Raw genomic sequence first — 19,809 nt, 5'->3', positions numbered from 1 at the left:
AACAACGATCATTCTTTTATTTCATTTGCCAGTACCTTCTTCCGCTCAGCAACAGGCTTGCCGGTGGCAGGGTCTATGCCACTCACTTCGAAATATTCAATGTCAGGCGACCACATAGAGCCACCGGTGATCTTTACAAAAATGCGGTTAAGGATCATCAGCTTCCCGTTAATGGGTGCATACAGCCGGTATTTCTTATCAGTCCCTTTTTTCAGGAACATGGAATAGCCTGCATAGGAAACCAGTCTTACGCGGTAACTGCTATCGGGCATAAGCTTTATTTTCACCCCGTAAGCAAACACCCGCTGGATCCAGCTCAATTCGGCCCTTTGCCCTTTTTCAGCATACCTGATCCAGAATACATGAACCGGATTACTTTCGTCCAGGACCCCTTTTTTATAATTCAGTTCATATACGATCGTATTGGTATTGGAGGTTCGCTGTAAATAAAACAACTGGCTGATATTGCCTGCCGGCACAGGAAATCCTTCCTGTGCTGCCACATATAAGAACAACAAGCTGCACATCGCTGCCAGGAAAATGCTTCGTATCATACTTTATCGTCAAGCGCTTTTTTTGCGTCCATCAATCTTTTTATAGCGGTAATATTCGTTAACACAGCCATTACCGTAATAGGGATGGTAAAAACCGACATTGTTTCAAATACATGGAAAGGGATCCCGGGAATTGTCAGTTTATAATCACCCCCAATTACCGAAGCGGTAATACCGCAGGCAATTGCCGATACGGCGGTCAATACTACTCTTTCCGGCCGCTGCATCAATCCGCCTTTGTTTTGAATTCCGAGTCCTTCACTGCGGGCGCGGGTGTAACTCACCATCATAGAGCCGATAAGGGCGATAAAGGCAAACAAAGAGCTTAGGAAATAATGGTGGGCTACCAGGTAATAACAAATGCCGAGGAACATAAATAGTTCACTGTAGCGGTCCAGCACGGAATCATACAAAGCGCCAAACCGGGAGCTCATATTTCCGATCCGCGCCACCTGACCGTCGAGCATATCGAACAAACCGGCAAAGAGGATAAGGGCGCCCGCCCAGCCAACATAAGAAAGATCGCCGCGGTTGCCTTCTTCAGCGCCCACAATAAACACTATAGCCACTCCAATATTCAACAACAGCCCGGTGGTAGTAATAAAATTCGGGGTCACGCCTGCTTTTACCAACCCATGTACAACAGGATCTATTACACTGTAAATATTTTTTTGCAAACGGTCACGCATAGCTATCTGGCTCATAAAAAAAATAGTTTAATCAAAAATCAAACTTTGCCCTGGCACGGATACCCCAGTTGGGCACATCCGGATTGTCAAGGTAGGTAAGACGTTTTATCAGGTCTACCCGAAGTAATTTGAAGATATTGCTGATGCCTACACTGGCTTCCATATAGGGTTTACCAGCCAGCGAAAAAGTGGTGGTCTGGCCGTTTTCATCCGTAGGGAATAAAAACGTTTCCTTATTATAGGCAGGGTTGTTTTCCTGGCGAACGCCGCCATATACCATTTTGAAGCCGGCCACCTCACGCAACTTCAGCTTTTTGATGAGGGGCAGTTTATTAAATATAAATCCGTTGAAATAATAGTCTGTACTTACCGATGCATAGTGATCGCTTACAAATTCCATGAAGTTCATCATGTTGAAAGAATTAAGCTGGTAGGCATAGGTTTGGTTGGCCCGGTGAATAGTAAGCAAAGGGTAGGGGACCTGGCCGAACATATTGCCGCCCTCGGCTACCACATCTGCATAACCGAATTGAGAGAAGTAAAACCGTTTGAAAATATTAAGGGTCAGCTGTTGGTAATTATAATCCCCGTTCACAAATCCTTTTATCCCGGAAATATAACGAAGGCGGAAAATAGGATATTTATTATAGATAGGGATGCGATACACCTTTCCCTGGTAAAACTGTTCATGGGGTGCCCAGCGGATCTCTGCCGACAATTCGGTTGTGGTAATTGCTGGGATGTTGAACGTACCGGCAGCATCTGTTTTTTGGTAAATGATGCTGCCGGCAGGTTGTTGTTTCCAGTTTTTGAAACCGAATGTATAGCTGATATTCTTGCCAAATTCCCGGACATACTCGGCCGTGAAGATATCGTTGTACAGCCACTTGTTATTATTACCCCGTTTAAACGAGAGCAGGAAATTATCTTCCTGTACAAACTGCAGTTCCTGTCCCGGTATTTTTGTATCATGCTGATAACTCAGCCGTAAATAATTCAGCGGGAATGAATAGATCGATTTTCCATTGAAAGAATAAGCGCCGGATACAAAATATTTCCACCGCTCATCTTTAAAGCCATAAGCCGCATACGTTTCAAAATAAAGCCGTTTGCTGAACTTCGGTGTGGTGCGGCCCCCCAATCGTAATCTGAACCCTTCTACGGGATTGAAACTATAAAAAGCATTCACTGGCCCGATGTCGAACGGACCGGCTGACTTATAACCTGCCAGTAAAAAGGTGGCCCAGTCCATCAGCCGGCGGTACGACTTCATGTTTTTCAGGCTGTCCATATTGGTATAGGCTTTCTCTTCCGTAGCAGAGAGGGCGGTATGCCTGTTGGCTGTCCAAAAACTATCGGCGCCTGAGGTTGGCGCATCAACGATCACTTCCGGTTTGCCTTCATATACCGAATCGGGCGCGGGTTGGTTGATGATGTAATTTTTATAAGAAACTGTTCGCTCGCCCACCAGTCCGCCGGAAGCTTTTTTTGACAATGCAAATTCGGACAGGATATTACTCTTTACCACGTGGTAGCGGCCATCATCCCCGCGCTCAAAATCCTGTTTAATACGCAGCTCCCTTGTCCAGTTGATGTTGGCATGTTTGGCGAGGCCCATCTGGATCTTTTGAACAGCGTAGTTGCCATCGAGTGTTACGTACATGGAACCCTTGAACAAAAGGTCGTTGGGATTGCGGGGCGCAAAAGTCAGCTTCACCAGTTTGATGCCATCCAGCTCAACAGTATCGCCCACATAAAACCGGTAGAAGGTAGGGGCGAGGTCTGAAATAGGGCTGAGCAACTGGTTCGAGAGCAACATCAGATTGGGCTCATAAATATCGATGGGCGTATACATGCTGTTCAGGTAGCGGGTAATGCCATCGTTGTCTACAAACTCTCCCAGGTTTACCTTCTTCTTTGCCAGCACAAATGTTTTTTCTTTTGAAGGGCTCTTTCTGAAAAACTTATTGGAAATAGTTTCCTCAATGTATACCGGTACCAGTGCCTTTCCTTCTATCTTGGTGGTATCCTGATTTTCCACCAGGAAACGGTAATTCTTTAACAGTCTGTTGTTCATCAATTTTTCAGGCTTATTGGTTAGTGACAATTCCATCTTCTCGTACTGCTGGTATTGTACGTAATCAAAAGCCTTCATCCGGTTACGGTCCCGGTTATCAACCACTTTTCTGATAAGGTCTACCGCCGGGTTATTTTTGTTGCTGTATTTACTTCGTCTTCTGGAGTTTACCGTAATAGAAGCCATTTCGGCCACTTCCATGTCTGCATCCAGTTCCTGCGTAACGCCCGCCTCAATTTTTTTTCTCAGGATCTTATAGCCATTGAAAGAAAACTCGAGCGTGGTGTTTTTGGGGTTAGTGGTGGAAATAGAGTAACTACCGTCCTCGCCGCTCACTACTCCTTTGCTGCCTTTGAAATAAACGCTTACAAAAGCCAGGGGGGTATGCGTTTGAGCATCTTTTACAAACCCCCTGATCACCGTTTGCGCCTGGGCGCAAACAAAACAGGTGATAAAAAGGAGTAAAGTGAAACTTCTCTTATTAAACATCAAACTAATCATCATCTAACAATTATTGCTGAACACGAAATTCTTTTGCAGGGGATAATTGTACAGGAAAGCAACCAGCAGGGATGTCATTACTTTTGAAAGTGTGTAATGCAAACCGGCCTGGCTGGTCAATACATATACACCACCTGTGTTCAATAGCAAATTGCCGGTCCATACCAGCGCATACTTCCATAGTTGCCTTGCTGCTTTTTCATCTCCTGCCCTGAAAACCCAATGCCTGCCTATCAAAAAATTAATAATGCCTCCTGTTATAGTACCTGATGCTGCAGCTGTTACCACGGCCGTTTTACCCCATTGTACCAGTAGTACGGTCATTATAAAATCACTTAGCGAAGCTATCAGCGATGCTATATTGGCTTTCAGAAAAGTGATCATCGTTATAACAATTTACCCATCACTATTGCCCGCAATATCAGCTGCCCATAAATGCCTGCCAGCAGATCGTCAGCCATTACACCTAAACCCCGGGGCAGCGATTCTGCCTGTTTGATGCCCAATGGTTTCACTATATCAAAAAAGCGGAAGAGTACACAGCCGGTAACGATATAGATGCCATTATGTGGTAAAAAGGCCAGTGTTATCATCATGCCTGCTACTTCATCTATTACGATCTTGCTGCTATCATGTTCCCATATAGTTTCCATTTTGGTGGCGCTCCATATACCGGCTATTAGTACTGCTATTAGCAACAAAGTCTGGTAAACATAGCCTATGGGGAAAAAATACCAGGCTATACAAAAAACAACTGCAGCGGCTGTGCCTCCACCCTTAACAAGGAAGCCAATTCCGCCTGCAGTCGCTATGATGCTGGCAATCGTTCTCATACCAACTGCTCTGTTGCTTTGGTACGGATTATTGCTGCCGGCAACTCCTGTGTTTGACCCTGCATCATTTCTCGTAACACCTCTTTCAATGTGTTTAGTTGTTTGAATATATCGTTCTCCGCTGGTACTCCCGCTTGCGTTTGGGGCGATTTAAGATAAAACGACAACCAGTCCTGTACTCCGTACATGCCTGCACGTTGGGCCAGGTCGGCAAAAAGCGCCAGGTCCAGTACAATGGGGGCAGCCAGAATAGAATCGCGGCAAAGGAAATTGATCTTGATCTGCATGGGATAATTGAGCCAGCCGAAAATGTCGATATTGTCCCAGCTTTCCTTGTTATCTCCATGTGGCGGATAATAATTGATACGGATCTTATGATACAATTCCCCATAAAGATCAGGGTGCAGATCGGGTCGCAGGATATCTTCCAGTACGCCCAGCTTTGACACCTCTTTTGTTTTGAAGTTTTGTTCATCATCCAGCACCAGCCCATCGCGGTTGCCCAGGATGTTGGTAGAGAACCAGCCGGTAACTCCTAATGAGCGGGCTGCCAGGCCGGGCGCTACGATGGTTTTCATCAGTGTTTGTCCTGTTTTGAAATCCTTGCCGCCGATGGGTGTTTTTGTTTTATGGGCCAGCTGTACAATGGCCGGAATATCGGTGGTGAGGTTGGGAGCTCCGTTGATAAAAGGAATACCTGCACTTACGGCTGCATATGCATACACCATACTGGGAGCAATTGCCGGATCATTATTTTTCAACCCTGCTTCAAAAGAAGCGATGGTTTCATGTACTGCCGATTGCTCGAGGTACTTTTCAGTTGAGCCGGTCCATACGATCACCACCCGGTTTAGGTTGTTTTCTTTTTTGAACGTTTCAATATCCCTGATCAGTTCCTGGGCGGCATCCCATTTAGTAGCGGTTTGCTTAATGAAGGTGCCATCCAGGTTCCTAACATAATTCCTGTCAAAAACAGCTTTCATGGGTTTGATCACTTCCAACTCGGGTCTGATGGCATTCAGTAAATGCTGGTCAAGCACACGTGCCTGACTGGCTGCCTGAAATACATTGTCTTCATAGATGTCCCATCCGCCAAATACTATATCTTCCAGTGACGCCAGCGGTACGAAATCCTTAATAAGGGGGTAACGATCTCCCTTTCCATCTGCCAGCTCAATATGACCGGTTTGGGTATACGATCCGATTGGTTTAGCCAATCCCTTCCTGCTGGCAATAACACCTGCGATCATAGTAGAGGCTACAGCACCCAGGCCCGGAAGCAGAATGCCTAGTTTTCCTTCTGCCGGCAACATTTGTTCTTTCATAAAACCTTAATTTTTCTTATATTAATTATAACCACTTGTTTAAACGATACCATTGCAATGTTTCCCAAAGCCCCTGTTTCAACGAATACCGGGGAGAAAAAGACAGCTGTGTTTTTGCTTTTTCAATACTGCATTCCCAGTTGATCGCTGTGAGTTCATGCAGCTTTTCCCTGTTCAGTACCGGCGTTTTTCCACGCCACCCACTCCATTTTTCCATAGCAAAAGCCATCCCTTTGACCATTCTGTATGGCAAGTGCAATCGTAATGTCTTTTTGTTCAGTATTTGTTTGGCAACATTGGCGAGCTCATATTGATCATAGCTCTCTCCATCGGATATGTTGAACGTTTCATTAGACAGGTTGGAGAATAGCGAATTAATTGTCACTGCGGCCAGGTCCTTCACATATATGAAGCTTAGGTGTTGATCAACAACCCGGCCGATATAGGGTTCTATACCGCGATGGATGGATCGCAGCATAATAAAGATATCCCGTTCGCGCGGACCATACACAGCAGTAGGGCGCATTATTATCAACGGAAGCGATAACAATGTTTTTAATTTTTGCTCTGCAAGCAGTTTACTTCTTCCGTAGGCTGTTACCGGTGCTGCTGTTGTGTCTTCAGTGATCAACCGAAGCCTGCTGTCCAGCGGACCCACTGCAGCCAGGCTGCTCACTAAGACAAACTTTTTTAGTTCCCTTCCCAGTGCTTCTACAGCAGCGCTTGCCAGGTTAAATGCATAGGAGGCATTGATCGTATCATACATTTGCTGTGAGCGGGCCCGGGTAGCGCCGGCCGCATGAATGATATAATTAAAGCCACCGGCGGCTAATTGTTTCGCCAGCAGTTGCTCATTGGTGTAATCCAGTTCGCAAAACCTGATATTGAATTCTTTCAGGTGTTTTATGTTACTGCCTGGCCTGACTGCGGCATAAACATCCAGTTTCCTGAGCAGCAATTCTTCAATGAGGTGAAATCCTATGAAGCCGCTTGCGCCCGTTATCAATACCTTTTCTTTCATAACGGTTTTTCATATATACGGTAACGTTTGTACAGCTTTCCGTTGATGCTTTCAATTCCTTTGTTCATCATTTCATTGTGTTCCAGGATCCAGGATGCTTCCGCACCCTTCATGTTACGTTCGCCTGCACGTTTTATAATGGCCGCATAAAAGCAGGCTTCAATACCCAGTTTCCGGTATTCTTTATTTACGCCCAGCGCCAGCACGCGAATACGGTTGACCTTTTTCATATTGAACAACAACTTGAAGATGCCGGTAGGCAGCAGCCTTCCCCGCCGCACTTTGATCAGGACCTGGTTAATATCTGGAATAGCCAGGGCAAATCCTATCTGTTTGCCATTGTGTTCGGCTATCAGGCAAAGCTGTTCGTCCAGCACCATCTTAAGGTCATTGGCCAGGTAGCTGAACTCCTTATCTGTCATAGGTACAAATCCCAGGTTCTTGTCCCAGGCGGCATTGTATACTTCGCGTACATTCCTGGCTTCATGTGCCAGATCTTTCTTGCTAACCGCCCGGATGGTAATGTTTTTCTGCTGCAGCCTGCTCAGCAAACGTTCTTGCAGCAATAATGGCCGGTCGCCTACTTCCGCTGTGTTAATGTTATATGCCAGCAGGTCTACCTTTTTCTTAAGGGCTACTGCCTCCATCAAAGAAATATAATAAGGTTTATTATACGTCATCATGGCAAGCGGTGGATCGTTAAACCCATCGACCAGCATCCCACAAGGTTCATTCGTTGATGGATTCACCGGGCCAATGATCGTAGTGGCGCCCTGTTCCCGCAACCATTGTTCTGCCGTCTCAAATAAAATATAGGCTACCTTCAGATCGTTGATGCACTCGAAAAAACCAAAGAACCCGTCGGTGGTATTATTAAAAAGGTTATGATTGTTGTTCAGGATGGCCGCGATCCTTCCTTTGATAACATTATCCTTATAATAAAGGAATAACTGCACTTTCGAATGTTCATGGAAGGGGTGTTTACCCGGCGTTAAAAGGTCCCGCTGTGCAATAAATAATTCTGGTACGTAATTGTTGTCGCCTTCATACAGATCATGAGGAAAATCAATGAAAGCTTTTAACTGCTTCGGGGTATAAACGGATACAATACCGGTCATGCGCTTTCTTTTTTCAGTTTAAGTTCAATGCCCAGCATCAGGGCTGTTTCTTTCATTTTTTCTACCGCTTCTTCAATCTGGCTGAAAGAATGCGTGGCCATGAGTGAAAGTCTGATCAATGATGATTCTGATGGAACGGCGGGAGATACCACGGGATTTACAAAAACGCCTTTGTCCTGCAGGGCTTTGGTAAACAAAAAGGTCTTATGATTGTCACCGATCCGTACCGGAATTATAGGACTTTGTGTGTCGCCGGTATCGAAACCCTGTTCCTGCAGCAACAACAACATATGATTGGTGTTATCCCACAGTTTGTTTATGCGTTGCGGTTCTTCTTCAATAATATCCAGGGCTGCTATTACACTGGCGGTTGAAGCGGGCGTCATGCTGGCGCTGAAGATAAGCGCCCTGGCTTTGTGTTTCAGATAATCGATCACCTCTCTGTCGCCTGCCACAAAACCGCCCAGCGAAGCAAGTGATTTGCTGAAAGTGCCCATGATCAGGTCGGTTTCATTGGTGAGGTTGAAATGGGAGGCGGTACCGGCGCCATTCGCGCCAATGACGCCTAACGCATGTGCATCGTCTACCATAACGGCGGCACCATACTCGTCTGCAAGGGCTGTAATGGCAGGCAGGTTGGCGATATCACCTTCCATACTGAAAATGCCGTCAGTAACGATCAGCTTTAACCCGGTTGCAGGGAGCATCTTCAATTTGTTTTGAAGGTCCTGCATATCGTTATGTCGGTACTTGATCACCCGGGAGAACGAAAGTCTGCTGCCATCAATGATCGACGCATGGTCATACTCATCCAGCAGCAGTACATCTGCACGGCCTGCCAGTGCAGAGAGCACGCCCAGGTTAGCCTGGAAACCTGTACTGAAAAGAATAGCGTCTTCTTTGCCGGTATAAGCTGCCAGTCTTCTTTCCAGTTCTATATGTAAGTCAAGGGTGCCATTTAAAAACCGGGACCCTGCACAACCGCTGCCGTACTTGTCAATAGCTTTGCTGGCTGCTGCTGCTATCCTTGGGTGGTTTGTAAGACCGAGGTAGGAGTTGGAGCCAAACATTAAGACTCGCTTGCCGTTTAGCGTTACCTCCGTTTCCTGTCCTGATTCAATCACGCGGAAATAAGGATATAGACCTTGTGCCTTGATCTGATCTGCCTCTTTGAACAGTGCAATCTTTTGCTGTAGTATATTTCGCATTAAATAACTTTCCAAACTTTATATGATCCATTCTACGGGTGCAAAGTTGGAACGAGAACAACATAAGCGCAATGTCAGAAAGTCTCCGGAATATGTCTAAAATTCCTCTATCTGTGTTATCGCCTGTTGAATTAAAAAATGTTTTACACCTCTGAACAAAAGGCAGATCAGGGTTGTATTGCGCTGCTATAATGAATGATAGTATGTATGCATAGCTGCCCGCATAAACCGGTATGGGCTATGTCTAAAAGGAAAACGTAATAATCTATCTAAACGCTTTTTCGATAGTTAGAGGGGGTAATTCCGGTATAACGTTTAAAGAATTTGCTGAAGAAGAACTGGTCGCTGAAATAAAGCAGGTCTGCTACCTGTGCAATGCTCAAAGATGGGTCGCGCAATAAATTTTTGGCTTCTACAATTACCAGATCGTCAATATATTTTCCTGCTGTTTTGCCGGTGAGTTTCTTTACCGTTTGTGTGAGATACTTTGGCGTTACGTACAACCTGTTAGCATAGAACAGTAAACTGCGCTCTGTTTTTATATGTTTCGATAACAAACCAAGGAACCTCCATAGGATCTCCTCTTTGTGATCGTGTACTGTTTTTTTCTGATTTGAATATTTGTGATAAAGCCCGGCCAGTTCAAACTGGAACACATTAAAGAAATGACGTACTACTTCGGCGGAAAATGGATGTTGGTCCCGGGAGAAGTTCTTTTCCTGCAACAGGGCGATCAGGGTCATGAACCGGGACGCATCGTCGGGATCCAGGTGGAGATGCGTGCTGCGACTATTTAAAAGGAATTCAAATAGATCAATATGTCTTTGTGAAAGACCTGAATCTAACAGAAAGTCTGGCGTAAATGCCACGCAGGCTGCTTTACAATTATTGGTTCCGTCTGACTGACGCACCATATGCGGTGGAATGATCAACAGATCATTTTCTTTTACAACATGTTCTTCTCCGTTCAATTGGATAGTTAAAGAATCATCCATGACCAGCAATACCCAATAGGAATCAGTACGAAATGGATGAGTAAAGGGCGGCTTGGCATGCTCAGGCTTTTTTATCAAAACCCGCAAACCTTCCATGTGCCATGTATGACCGGTAAGATCATTCATGTCCTTAATTGAATGCAGGTAAACGGGACTAGCGCTCTTCATACAAATAATTTAATCTATATGAAGAAAGCACGAACACGGATAACCAAGGTGTATTTAATATTATACTCCCAATAAGTTTTAATATCATAGCAGTTGCTGTAATAAATTGTCCCCATTCCTTTTATAATAGCATGAAAGGAATGTTAGATCAAAATTAACCAGGAAGTAACATTGGAAATTGGTTGATTGTTCGGCAGGGTTGGTAAAAATGTCTGATTTAAAGAATTTTCGTTCGACCAGCTGTGTCCGGTTCCCGTGCACATTAATTATTATCTGGTTCAGCACCAGTCAACGTTGCAGTAAAATGCCCGCCCTTTATTACAAGCGTATTTTCGGGTTTCCCCTGTTGTTTAAACTTACCTGAAAATATGCCCGTCACGGTATCGTTTGTCAGTTTTGTAATGCTAACCGTTCCGGTCCCTGTTTTTCCGGCAGCTTCAAAGATCTTTTGGTCCTTTGAGTGATACATCATTTGTGCATTGTCAATACCTGGTTTTGAGACAGGTCTTACTACATATTCTTTTTTGCTAAAAGCATTGTTGGTAGCAAGTGTAATGGCCATACTCTCGCCGCCAGGCGCGGAGAAAACGATCGTCAGGGTTGAGTACACCCCGCCATGGTAAGGAAGTTATGGTAGTGGAAATAGGAGGGGAGGATACCAGGCCTGATAACACGTATGAGATGTTGGTTGCTGTGCAAAAGAAGGTCAAAGCAGTACCTGGTAAAAAAGGCCTTGGTGTTATTTATTGGGAACCAGAAGGGGCAAGAAGCTGGAGTAAATACCCATTAAGCGCCTGGGGAGAGGATGGCCGGCCCACCCGGGCATTGGATGCGTTTTTGGTAAAGTAGGTAGCCCCGGAAATAAAACAACGGTCAATCTTTAAATGCAGGTAATGGCTTTATAAAACAAGGCCACTTCAAAAGCGAATCTGAAGTGGCCTTTAGTTTTCTTTTCGCCGCTGGCTATATCATGCGTAAGCGTATTTCATCTTACTGCAGAGGTTGGTCTATCTTTCTTCTTACGTCTTGTTGAAAACCAAACCGCCAATCCTATTAGCAACCCAACAGTAATTTTTCCAAGCAGTTCTCCCTGGTTGTAGGCCATTTCATCTCGGTCTTTTGCACTAAGTTGATTGTTCAGCCCAAGGCCGGGAGGAAATTTCATGGAAGAGAAAAACTTTTCCCGGGTCTTTTCCATTTCCCCGGACGGCGATTCTGCTTCGGTAAAACTAATAGTATAAAATTTATTATTGACAACGGCAACTATGCTGTGTTTGACTTTCTTTTCTCCATCTTTTTCCATATGAAACGAAAATCGAATCATTTTAAGTCCACCGGCTTCTATAATCTGGTCTTTAATCAATTGCCCGTGGTTTGCTTTAACACTCGACTCTTTGAAACTGTTGTACCACACCAACAGCAACTTTTCATCTTTAACAGTCTTAACATTTTCGCCTATGGAAACGGAGACCACTGCATTTTCGAGTATACCAGTAAATACCTTTATCCCAAGGGTGTCATAAATATGGTAGTTGTCAGGCAGCTTTAGCGTCAGCACTGAATCCACCTTAAGGTCGGTCCACTCTTGTCCGAAAGAGTTGATTGAAATTGCAATAAAAAGGGTTAGGAGTATATTCTTCATTCTATAAAATTGTCCTTTTTAGAAGCGTAGTCTTGCGCCGTCGCCAAAGTAATACTATAATTGTTAGAAAAAAAGGCCGTTAAGAGGTGACAACGAGGTATGTAAACAATGTATTGTGGATCAGTATAAAAAAAGAGGAAAACGGAATAGTACAGTTTCCCTCTTTTTTTATATGCCAGGGTTGCAGAATAGGTGATAAATAGATCAATAACCGGGGTTTTGGGTAAACTGCGGATTAGCACCCATGATGTTCCGGCCTATGGGGAATATGGCCGTATGCTCATCGGCGTCAGGTTGTTTATCCCACCATATACCAGTGTTAAATACTCCCCAACGGATGAGATCAGTACGACGGCGGTTCTCGCCAAAAAATTCGCGTCCCCATTCATCCAGCATTTCCTGGTCGTTCAACTTGCTGCCATCAGCAGCATACAGGCTTGGGGAACCCGCGGGATAATTGCGCTGGCGTACGGCGTTCAGCAGCATGGCAGCAGTAGGCTTGTCTCCTGCCCGGTATTTACATTCCGCGAGCGAATAATAGATCTCAGACAAACGTACTTCTGCATAAGCAGATGTAATACGATTAGGATCGGGAGTGGGATATAAAGGATATTTAAGGAAGAATATACCTGAGTTATGGTCGGCATGGTTCATGTTGGATTCTTTATCTGAGATCCGCTGTCCGGGTTTTGCATCCAGGAACCAGCCCACCTGATCGCGAATGAAGAGTGGGTAATTGCCTTTATTGCCCCTGACCGTGTCAGTTACTGTATTCCCGTTCACCACATGCTGGTAGGGCAGGTAACCGAACAGGAACATGCCTTCCCGTTTGCTACCACCCAGATTTTTGTACAGTTTCAGGCGATAATCGTCTGGATAATGCTGGAATTTTATAAAAGGCTTACCCAGCTTAAAGCTGTATTCATTACTATCTACATCTCTGCCAGGCTGAAGCGCATACCTGGGGTTGGCCTGATTAAAATCTGTAAAGCCGCAATACAGTGGCGCGGCATCATAGGTCATTGCCCAGAAGAACATGCCGCCGTCGTATTGCCAGTGCGTACGGGAAAGACTGCATGGGAAGCCATAGATCGTTTCTGAATTGACCGTATTATTGGTATAGTCAAACGGCGCGTCCCAGCGGGTATCCAGTTTATAAGTACCGTATTTACCATTTATGATATCCTGACAGACCGTAGCACAATCGGTGAACTTTTCCTGGCCAATATAAACTTTTGCATTAAGATACAGGCGAGCCAGTAATGCGGCTGCTCCTGCCTGTGTCCACCGGCCAATGCCCTTATCACCCAGCGTTTCGCGTTTAGGCAGGTCTGATATCGCAGCTTTCAGTTCCGATTCTATATAGTTAAAGGTTTCCTGCGGAGGCGATTGCATATTGCCCGAAGTGGTATGTTTTACATCTGTTATAATTTCAATGTTCCGGTAAAAGTCAAATGCTCTTAAATAGAACCAGGCCCTGAGTGTCCTGAGCTCGGCTTTAAAGTCGGCCAGCTCAATTTGCGAAACGTTTAGTTTAGCCGGGTCCGTTATACTTTCCATGTCCTGCAGGGAGTTTGTAGCTAATACAATACCCTGGTAAAAAGCGGTCCAGGCGCCGCTTGTGAAATTATCCTGGATAGTCCAGGTGTGATTGTGCATACGCTGGTAATAGTTGCCATCCTGCCAATCGCCCTGGCGGTTAAAGGTGCCTAATTCATCGGTACAATTTTCATTGGCTGCAAAAATATCATTTCCCTGGATGCTCCAATAGGCATGTTCAAATGGCCGTAAAAAGTCCCTGATCACATCGTCGCGTCTGGTGAGGAACTGTGATACATCCACTTTATCATAAACATGCTCATCTAATTTTGTGCAGCCGCCGACACTCATCGCAATGGTGAATGCGGTAAATACTATATATTTTTTATAACAGTTTTTCATTACTGACCGGTTAATTGTTTATAATGTTATCTGCACGCCTGCCAATACCTGGATAGTAGCGGGGTAAAAGTTCAGGTTTCCCTGTACGCCGGGGGTTAAGCCGTTAACCGGGTACAGGTCGGGGTCTCCGCCCTTGAAATGGGAAAAAGTATGCAGATTGCTTGTTGCCGCATAGATCCTCACGGCATTCAGGTATTTAGACTTAACCGTACAACTATAACCCAGCGTTACATTGTCGATCTTAACAAATGAACCTGTTTCAAGGAAATAATCAGAAGCAAGCGAGGTGGTAGCGGAATTGGTAAGCTGTGAATACTTGTTTTTCGGATCATAGGCCGATCGTAGGGTATTCGCATCCGTTTGTGTTGCTGGCGTACCTATATAAAAAGCCTGCATGTTGAACAACTTATAGCTAAAGTTTCCCCTTAGAAAAATGTTAAGGTCCCAGTTCTTATAGCTAAATATATTTCCAAGCGATCCGGTAAATTTTGGAAGACCATTACCCACAAATTGTTTGTCGTCTGCATTCGATTGGTTGGCTGGTACCACTGTTCCGTCCTTTTTATAAACGAGCAACGCGCCATTTCTATCCACGCCCGCCGATTGTAACATATAAAAATCGCCGATGCGGTGCCCTTCCTGCAAACGCTGGATGGTGCCGGGGCTGCCGGGCGCAGGCAAGCCTGCCAGGTCCTGGTAAGGGGCGCCCTGGTATACCTTGTTGGAAAAGGAAACAAATTTGTTATTGTTATAAGCGGTTGTGAACGACACATTGTAAGTAAATGATCTCCGCTGTATGATGGCTGCGTTTAGTTGCACCTCAAAACCGGAGTTCTTCATCGTGCCTACATTTGTGAACGTTTGTGACTGCGGGTTAGGTGGAAGCGGTACATTATAATTACCCAGCAGATCTTTGTTGGTGCGTACATAATAGTTCAATGAACCCGATAAGCGATTGTTTAATACCTCAAAATCAATGCCTGCATTAAAGTTGACTGCTTTTTCCCAACTCAGGTCGGGATTAATGTTTTGTGAGGGGCCATATACCTGGTAGGTTGTACCATTGAAAGGGAAATAACCGTAACCTCCATATAGAAGCAGTGACTTGTAGCTGTCAAAATCCTGGTTACCTGTTATGCCGTAATCGGCTCTCAGCTTCAGGTCGTTCAACCAACTAAGTTTATCTTTAAAAAAGCCTTCCTCTGAAATGCGCCATGCAACAGACAATGCGGGGAAGTTACCCCATTTGTTGTCTGTTCCGAATTTTGAAGAGCCTTCATGCCGGAGGCTAGCAGTAAGTATGTATTTATTATCGTAGTCATAATTTATCCTGCCATAGAAAGCTGCCAGGCGGGAATCATTCTGGGTGGAAGACACCGCTCCCTGACCGTTGCCCTGTCCGCCGCCATTCCAGGTACCTGAACCAAGGTTGTTCCATAAGAACGTATTAAAGGGAAAATCGTAATTGTTGGCGTTGAACTGCTGGTAATTAAAATAGCTATACGAATAGCCGCCCAGGACCTTAAAGTGGTTTTGCCTGAAATTGAGTGCATAATTAACTGTCCATTCAAGGTTGCGCTGGTCATTATCTATCTGTTCCTGCGAGGCATAGTTGGTTTTGGTTGTTTGCCCCGCATGTACAATAGTGGTAAGGGTTGAAGGGCGGAAATTCAGGTTCTTGTAGGAGGATTTGATGTTTGAGATGGTAAGGGTGGAATACAGGTTTTTCAGGAGATTCACTTTTAGGGCGCCTCGCATATCCAGCTCCTTTATCTCGGCCTCGCTTTTAATAAGCCGGGCATTTTCAACCGGGTTGTTCGAAAAAAAGCCGGTATTAAGATAGTGATAGCCAGAGCTGTCATAAACAGGCTGGGTGGGATTAAGCGTAATGGCATTGTTAAAGTTCCCCTGGTCGGAGTTGCTGGTATGCATGTACCGGGGCGCCACTTCGAGGGAAACGGAATACACATTGCTTTTGGAGGTGTGGTTCAGGTTCACCCGGCCGCCATATTCCTTTTTGTAGGCGCGCAGGTCTATACCGTTCGCATTCCGGTAGTCGGCTGAGGCAAAATAGTTATCATTCGCATTACCGCCGGAGATCTGCAGGGTGTGTTTTTGAGCATATGCTTCCGGGCGGGTAACTGCTTTCACCCAATCGGTACTGGCTCCATAGTCAATTCCATGGGGTGGGTTCGCATGGACCCGGTATTCACGAAACTCACTGGCGGTGAGTACATCGGGTACCATCGTTAATTTATCCATTGTAACATAACCGTTGTATACCAGTTTTGATTCACCGGTACCTTTTTTGGTAGTTATAATAATAACGCCATTACTACCACGCGTGCCATAAATGGCCGAGGCTGCGCCGCCTTTAAGTACGTCAATAGATTCAATATCGTTTTGATTGATATTGTCGATATTTCCACCTGGAACGCCGTTCACAACATATAGTGGCCCCAGACCGGCGCTGCGCGACGATACCCCGCGCAACTGAATACTCGGTGAGGAGTTAGGATCGGCCGTGGCCGTATTGGAAATGGTTAGACCGGCTACCTTGCCCTGTAAGGCCATTAAAGGATTGTTGCCTGCAATAGTTTTCAACTCTCTGGCGCCTATATGTGTTATAGCACTCGATACTTCTTTTTTGTTCAGGGTGCCGTAACCCACACTCACCACCTCTACACCTTTGAGTTCCTGCGCTGATGGCACCAAACGGATCAACAGGTCGCTTTCATCCGTAAAAGGAACTGTTTGCATGGCATAGTTGACAGAAGAAAAAATAAGAGTCCCGCCGGTGGCTGGCACGGTTACCTTAAACGAGCCGTTTACATCGGTACTTGTCCCCGCTTGAGTACCACTAACCCTGACAGTTACGCCGGGTACAGGGGTGGAGGTGGTGGAATCAATTACTTTCCCGGTTAGTATCCTGTTTTGAGAAACAGCAGGATAAACCAGGATAAAAAACAAGAGGAAACAACTTAATAATTGCAATTTTTTTCTAGACATAAGCAATCAGATTAATAGATATAAACGAAGAAATGGCGTTGCTGGCCGGTTCCGGCCTGAGGTTTTAAGTGGCGCTTCAAAGTAAATTACTAATCAGACGAAATGAGCTGTAATGGCGCCTCCGCGAAGAAAATCAAGCAGCCTGTAAAAATATTCATCTGATTTACAGTTATTTAATTATCGATTGGGAGCAAAAAATCTAAATGATAACTGGCCTGTTCCTGCCTGATCTACCTGCTAAATACCATACATTTAATGGCTATGAGGCGCTATATGAATAAAAAATTATTTGTGTTGCTTTTATTGATGGCGTGGTCCATGGGGTATTCGCAAAGCATGAGATCAGATAGTCTTTTAAAGGTGTTGAGATCAGAGTTGAAAGATCAAAGCCAGTACGATCAGGAGAAAGAAAAAAGGATGGGGGAACTCCGATTGGCGTTACGTAATGCAAATGGTGCCGGTTTTGATAAGCAATTTGATCTTTGCTCAAAGCTCTTTGAAGAGTACCGTTCCTATAAATTCGACTCAGCTTTTGTTTATGCGAGAAAGCTGATCGCGCTTGCTAAAGGATTTCAGCAAAAGGAAGACCTGATCAGGAGTACCATCATGCTAGGAAGTATTCTGCTGAATTCCGGGTTATATAAAGAAGCCTTTGAGGTTATTCAAAAAATTGATACTGCCGGGTTAACTAATGCCCTTAAATCTGATTTCCTTGTGTTACGGGCAAGATTGAACGGTGGTATTGGCGAATATGATAACGATGCTTTTTTTTCAGCGGGTTACTACAGGCAGGCTGACAAAGATTTTAAACTGGCCGACAGTCTTTCTCCGCCAGGCGATTTTGAACAGACCATCAACATGGCCTTCCTTCCGGATTCAGTGAAGCGCAAAAATTTAACGCCTGATTTTTTCTATCATTTAATTACCCGGCGCCCAATGCCAGCGCATAACCTGGCGATGGTTGCTACCAGGCTCAGTTTTGCTTTTACTGGTGAAGACCGGCTGTTTTTCATTATTCTTGGTGCGATCAATGATATTCGCTCCTCCACCAAAGAAACACTGGCCATTTTTTTATTAGGGCAGGAACTGTTTAAAATGAATCAAACAAACGATGCTTTTGCCTTTATGCAGGAAGCTGATCGCAACGCCGTTTTTTATGGCACCAGGAACCGGGCTTTACAAATTGAATCCATGTTGCCATTGATCTCGGCTAAACTGGTCGATGAAAAACAACATCAAAAAGATAAGCTGCTTATAGGCTTCCTGACCTTTTTGATCGTTGCTATCATCTTGTTCTTTCTACTGGTTATTTACCGGAAGCAAATATTACGGATCAAAACCAGCGAAGGGATGATTAGGGAAAAAAACAAAGAGCTGGAAAGGGTAAATGATAAGCTTTGGGAGTCTTCCAAAATAAAGGAAGAATTGATCGGGTTGTTTTTTAAAACCTGTTCTTCATATATTGAAATGCTGGATACCATAAAACGCGAGATCCAACACTATATTAAGCTGGGAAAATATAATGAGGTTCAACAGCTTTTAAAGGACCTTCATATCGACAAAGAAAAAGGAAGCCTGTACAAAATGCTTGACAGTATTTTTTTAACCATGTTCCCTAATTTCATTACCTCTTTTAATGCACTCTTAAACGAAGAAGACCAGATCTGGCCAAAGTCCGGCGAAACGTTGAACGCTACGGTCAGAATATTCGCCCTTATGCGGCTGGGGATAACAGAAAATGAAGCCATAGCCAAGGTCCTGGACTACAGCGTTAGCACAATTTATACTTACAAAGCGCGGATCAAGTCACGGGCGTTGATCCCGGCCAATGATTTTGAACGGAAAATAATGGAAATTGAATTTATTGATAAACCGGGTATTGGGTAGAAGGGAAATAATAACAGTCGTTCGTTATGTTGCCGACATAATTGATATTCTCAAAACTTTTTACCCATTTTAAACCTTGGGCATCATGTGCCATTTTTTGTGAAACCCGCTTCCATAGCGGGTTTTAACATTTTGTATGGGGTTTTAGCATCCTAAAAACGAGCCTGAGTTGATTTCCAGGGGGGTAAAACGCGCTGTATGTTTGCATCATCAAACAACGAAACAAACTTTAAAACATACAATTATGAAAATCGATTCGAAAAACTTTGGAAAACTGACTATCGCTGCTCTTGCTTTAACATTAGCCTTTACTGCACCTGCAATGGCAAATGATGAAGGCAAAGACGATCCAAAGACAGAATTGAAATTCATTGGTAACATGGAAAATCAACCAGTGTTCGAATTGAACCTGGCAAACAAAGTAGAAGATGAGTATACGGTAACCTTCCGCGATGAATATGGTAACATCCTGTTCACCAATAAATTTAAAGGTGCTGGTATTTCAAAGAAGTTCATGTTGAAAACAGAAGACTTTGGTGATACTGCGCTGAATGTAATTGTAAGATCTAAAAATGGTAACACTACAGAAGTGTATTCAATCAATAGAAGCCACTCTTATGTAGAACAAACTCAGGTGAACAAGGTTAAGTAAAAATTAGCATCAGTCAATAATCATATAGTGTTTTATAAAGCGTCCCGGTTCAACCGGGACGCTTTTTTTGTGTTGATCAAGACAAGATAATCAGATAAGGCATTAATAGAAAAGTAATTAGTACCAACTTCCCCTTCGTTTCTCCTTTCTATAACACTAACGGGCAATTAATCATCGCTACAATACGTG

The 19,809-nt window shown here is 44.4% G+C and carries 17 protein-coding genes; 3 read left to right on the top strand and 14 right to left on the bottom strand.

The features are described 5' to 3' along the window. Positions 1-8: 8 nt before the first annotated feature. The 11 genes from J7I42_RS19900 to J7I42_RS19850 form a co-directional block, all read right to left on the bottom strand. The gene (locus J7I42_RS19900; RefSeq protein WP_209140605.1) at positions 9-554 is read right to left on the bottom strand and encodes a DUF4833 domain-containing protein; all 546 of its coding nucleotides are present in this window, start codon (positions 552-554) and stop codon (positions 9-11) included. Further along, entirely contained in the window at positions 551-1,258 is a 708-nt protein-coding gene (locus J7I42_RS19895; RefSeq protein ID WP_209140604.1) for a CDP-alcohol phosphatidyltransferase family protein, read from the bottom strand. The genes J7I42_RS19900 and J7I42_RS19895 overlap by 4 nt, the downstream gene beginning before the upstream one ends. A 16-nt stretch (positions 1,259-1,274) precedes the next feature. Beyond that, positions 1,275-3,824, bottom strand: a complete 2,550-nt coding sequence (locus J7I42_RS19890; RefSeq protein ID WP_209140603.1) for a DUF5686 and carboxypeptidase-like regulatory domain-containing protein — start codon at positions 3,822-3,824, stop codon at positions 1,275-1,277. Beyond that, the gene (locus J7I42_RS19885; protein ID WP_209140602.1) at positions 3,825-4,205 is read right to left on the bottom strand and encodes a GtrA family protein; all 381 of its coding nucleotides are present in this window, start codon (positions 4,203-4,205) and stop codon (positions 3,825-3,827) included. 2 nt (positions 4,206-4,207) lie between these two features. Beyond that, positions 4,208-4,654, bottom strand: coding sequence for a phosphatidylglycerophosphatase A family protein (locus J7I42_RS19880; protein ID WP_209140601.1), 447 nt, complete (start codon positions 4,652-4,654; stop codon positions 4,208-4,210). Continuing rightward, the gene (locus tag J7I42_RS19875) at positions 4,651-5,979 is read right to left on the bottom strand and encodes an inositol-3-phosphate synthase (protein WP_209140600.1); all 1,329 of its coding nucleotides are present in this window, start codon (positions 5,977-5,979) and stop codon (positions 4,651-4,653) included. Before J7I42_RS19875 ends, J7I42_RS19880 begins: the two co-directional genes overlap by 4 nt. A gap of 25 nt (positions 5,980-6,004) precedes the next feature. Then, the gene (locus J7I42_RS19870) at positions 6,005-7,000 is read right to left on the bottom strand and encodes an NAD-dependent epimerase/dehydratase family protein (RefSeq protein ID WP_209140599.1); all 996 of its coding nucleotides are present in this window, start codon (positions 6,998-7,000) and stop codon (positions 6,005-6,007) included. Further along, entirely contained in the window at positions 6,997-8,118 is a 1,122-nt protein-coding gene (locus J7I42_RS19865) for a GNAT family N-acetyltransferase (protein WP_209140598.1), read from the bottom strand. The genes J7I42_RS19870 and J7I42_RS19865 overlap by 4 nt, the downstream gene beginning before the upstream one ends. After that, entirely contained in the window at positions 8,115-9,326 is a 1,212-nt protein-coding gene (spt, locus tag J7I42_RS19860) for a serine palmitoyltransferase (protein WP_209140597.1), read from the bottom strand. The genes J7I42_RS19865 and spt overlap by 4 nt, the downstream gene beginning before the upstream one ends. 269 nt (positions 9,327-9,595) lie before the next feature. Further along, positions 9,596-10,489: an AraC family transcriptional regulator gene (locus J7I42_RS19855; RefSeq protein ID WP_209140596.1), complete on the bottom strand. Its 894-nt coding sequence runs from the start codon at positions 10,487-10,489 to the stop codon at positions 9,596-9,598. Between the two features lie 262 nt (positions 10,490-10,751). Next, a complete protein-coding gene (locus J7I42_RS19850; RefSeq protein ID WP_209140595.1) occupies positions 10,752-11,099 on the bottom strand; it encodes a hypothetical protein in 348 nt (115 codons plus the stop codon). Here J7I42_RS19850 and J7I42_RS19845 point away from each other — a divergent pair. Further along, complete coding sequence (locus J7I42_RS19845) at positions 11,090-11,338, top strand: glycosyl hydrolase 53 family protein (protein ID WP_209140594.1); 249 nt, start codon at positions 11,090-11,092, stop codon at positions 11,336-11,338. The two genes, J7I42_RS19850 and J7I42_RS19845, sit on opposite strands and share 10 nt — an antisense overlap. Before the next feature lie 136 nt (positions 11,339-11,474). Here J7I42_RS19845 and J7I42_RS19840 read toward each other — a convergent pair whose 3' ends face one another. From J7I42_RS19840 to J7I42_RS19830, 3 genes are all read right to left on the bottom strand, one after another. Continuing rightward, on the bottom strand, positions 11,475-12,131 hold the full coding sequence (locus J7I42_RS19840) for a hypothetical protein (protein WP_209140593.1): 657 nt from the start codon (positions 12,129-12,131) through the stop codon (positions 11,475-11,477). Between the two features lie 204 nt (positions 12,132-12,335). Continuing rightward, entirely contained in the window at positions 12,336-14,072 is a 1,737-nt protein-coding gene (locus J7I42_RS19835) for a RagB/SusD family nutrient uptake outer membrane protein (protein ID WP_209140592.1), read from the bottom strand. A gap of 18 nt (positions 14,073-14,090) precedes the next feature. Continuing rightward, entirely contained in the window at positions 14,091-17,081 is a 2,991-nt protein-coding gene (locus J7I42_RS19830) for a SusC/RagA family TonB-linked outer membrane protein (RefSeq protein ID WP_209140591.1), read from the bottom strand. 273 nt (positions 17,082-17,354) lie between these two features. Here J7I42_RS19830 and J7I42_RS19825 point away from each other — a divergent pair, with 273 nt between their 5' ends. Both J7I42_RS19825 and J7I42_RS19820 read left to right on the top strand, forming a co-directional pair. Then, entirely contained in the window at positions 17,355-18,968 is a 1,614-nt protein-coding gene (locus J7I42_RS19825) for a DUF6377 domain-containing protein (protein WP_209140590.1), read from the top strand. Between the two features lie 244 nt (positions 18,969-19,212). Continuing rightward, entirely contained in the window at positions 19,213-19,620 is a 408-nt protein-coding gene (locus J7I42_RS19820; RefSeq protein ID WP_209140589.1) for a hypothetical protein, read from the top strand. The last annotated feature ends 189 nt before the right edge of the window (positions 19,621-19,809 follow it).

Origin of the sequence: Niastella soli, assembly GCF_017742245.1 — a bacterium.
Classification (GTDB): Bacteria; Bacteroidota; Bacteroidia; order Chitinophagales; family Chitinophagaceae; genus Niastella; species Niastella soli.
Note: the sequence above shows the minus strand (reverse complement) of the source record. Positions and strands in the feature narration are given on the sequence as shown.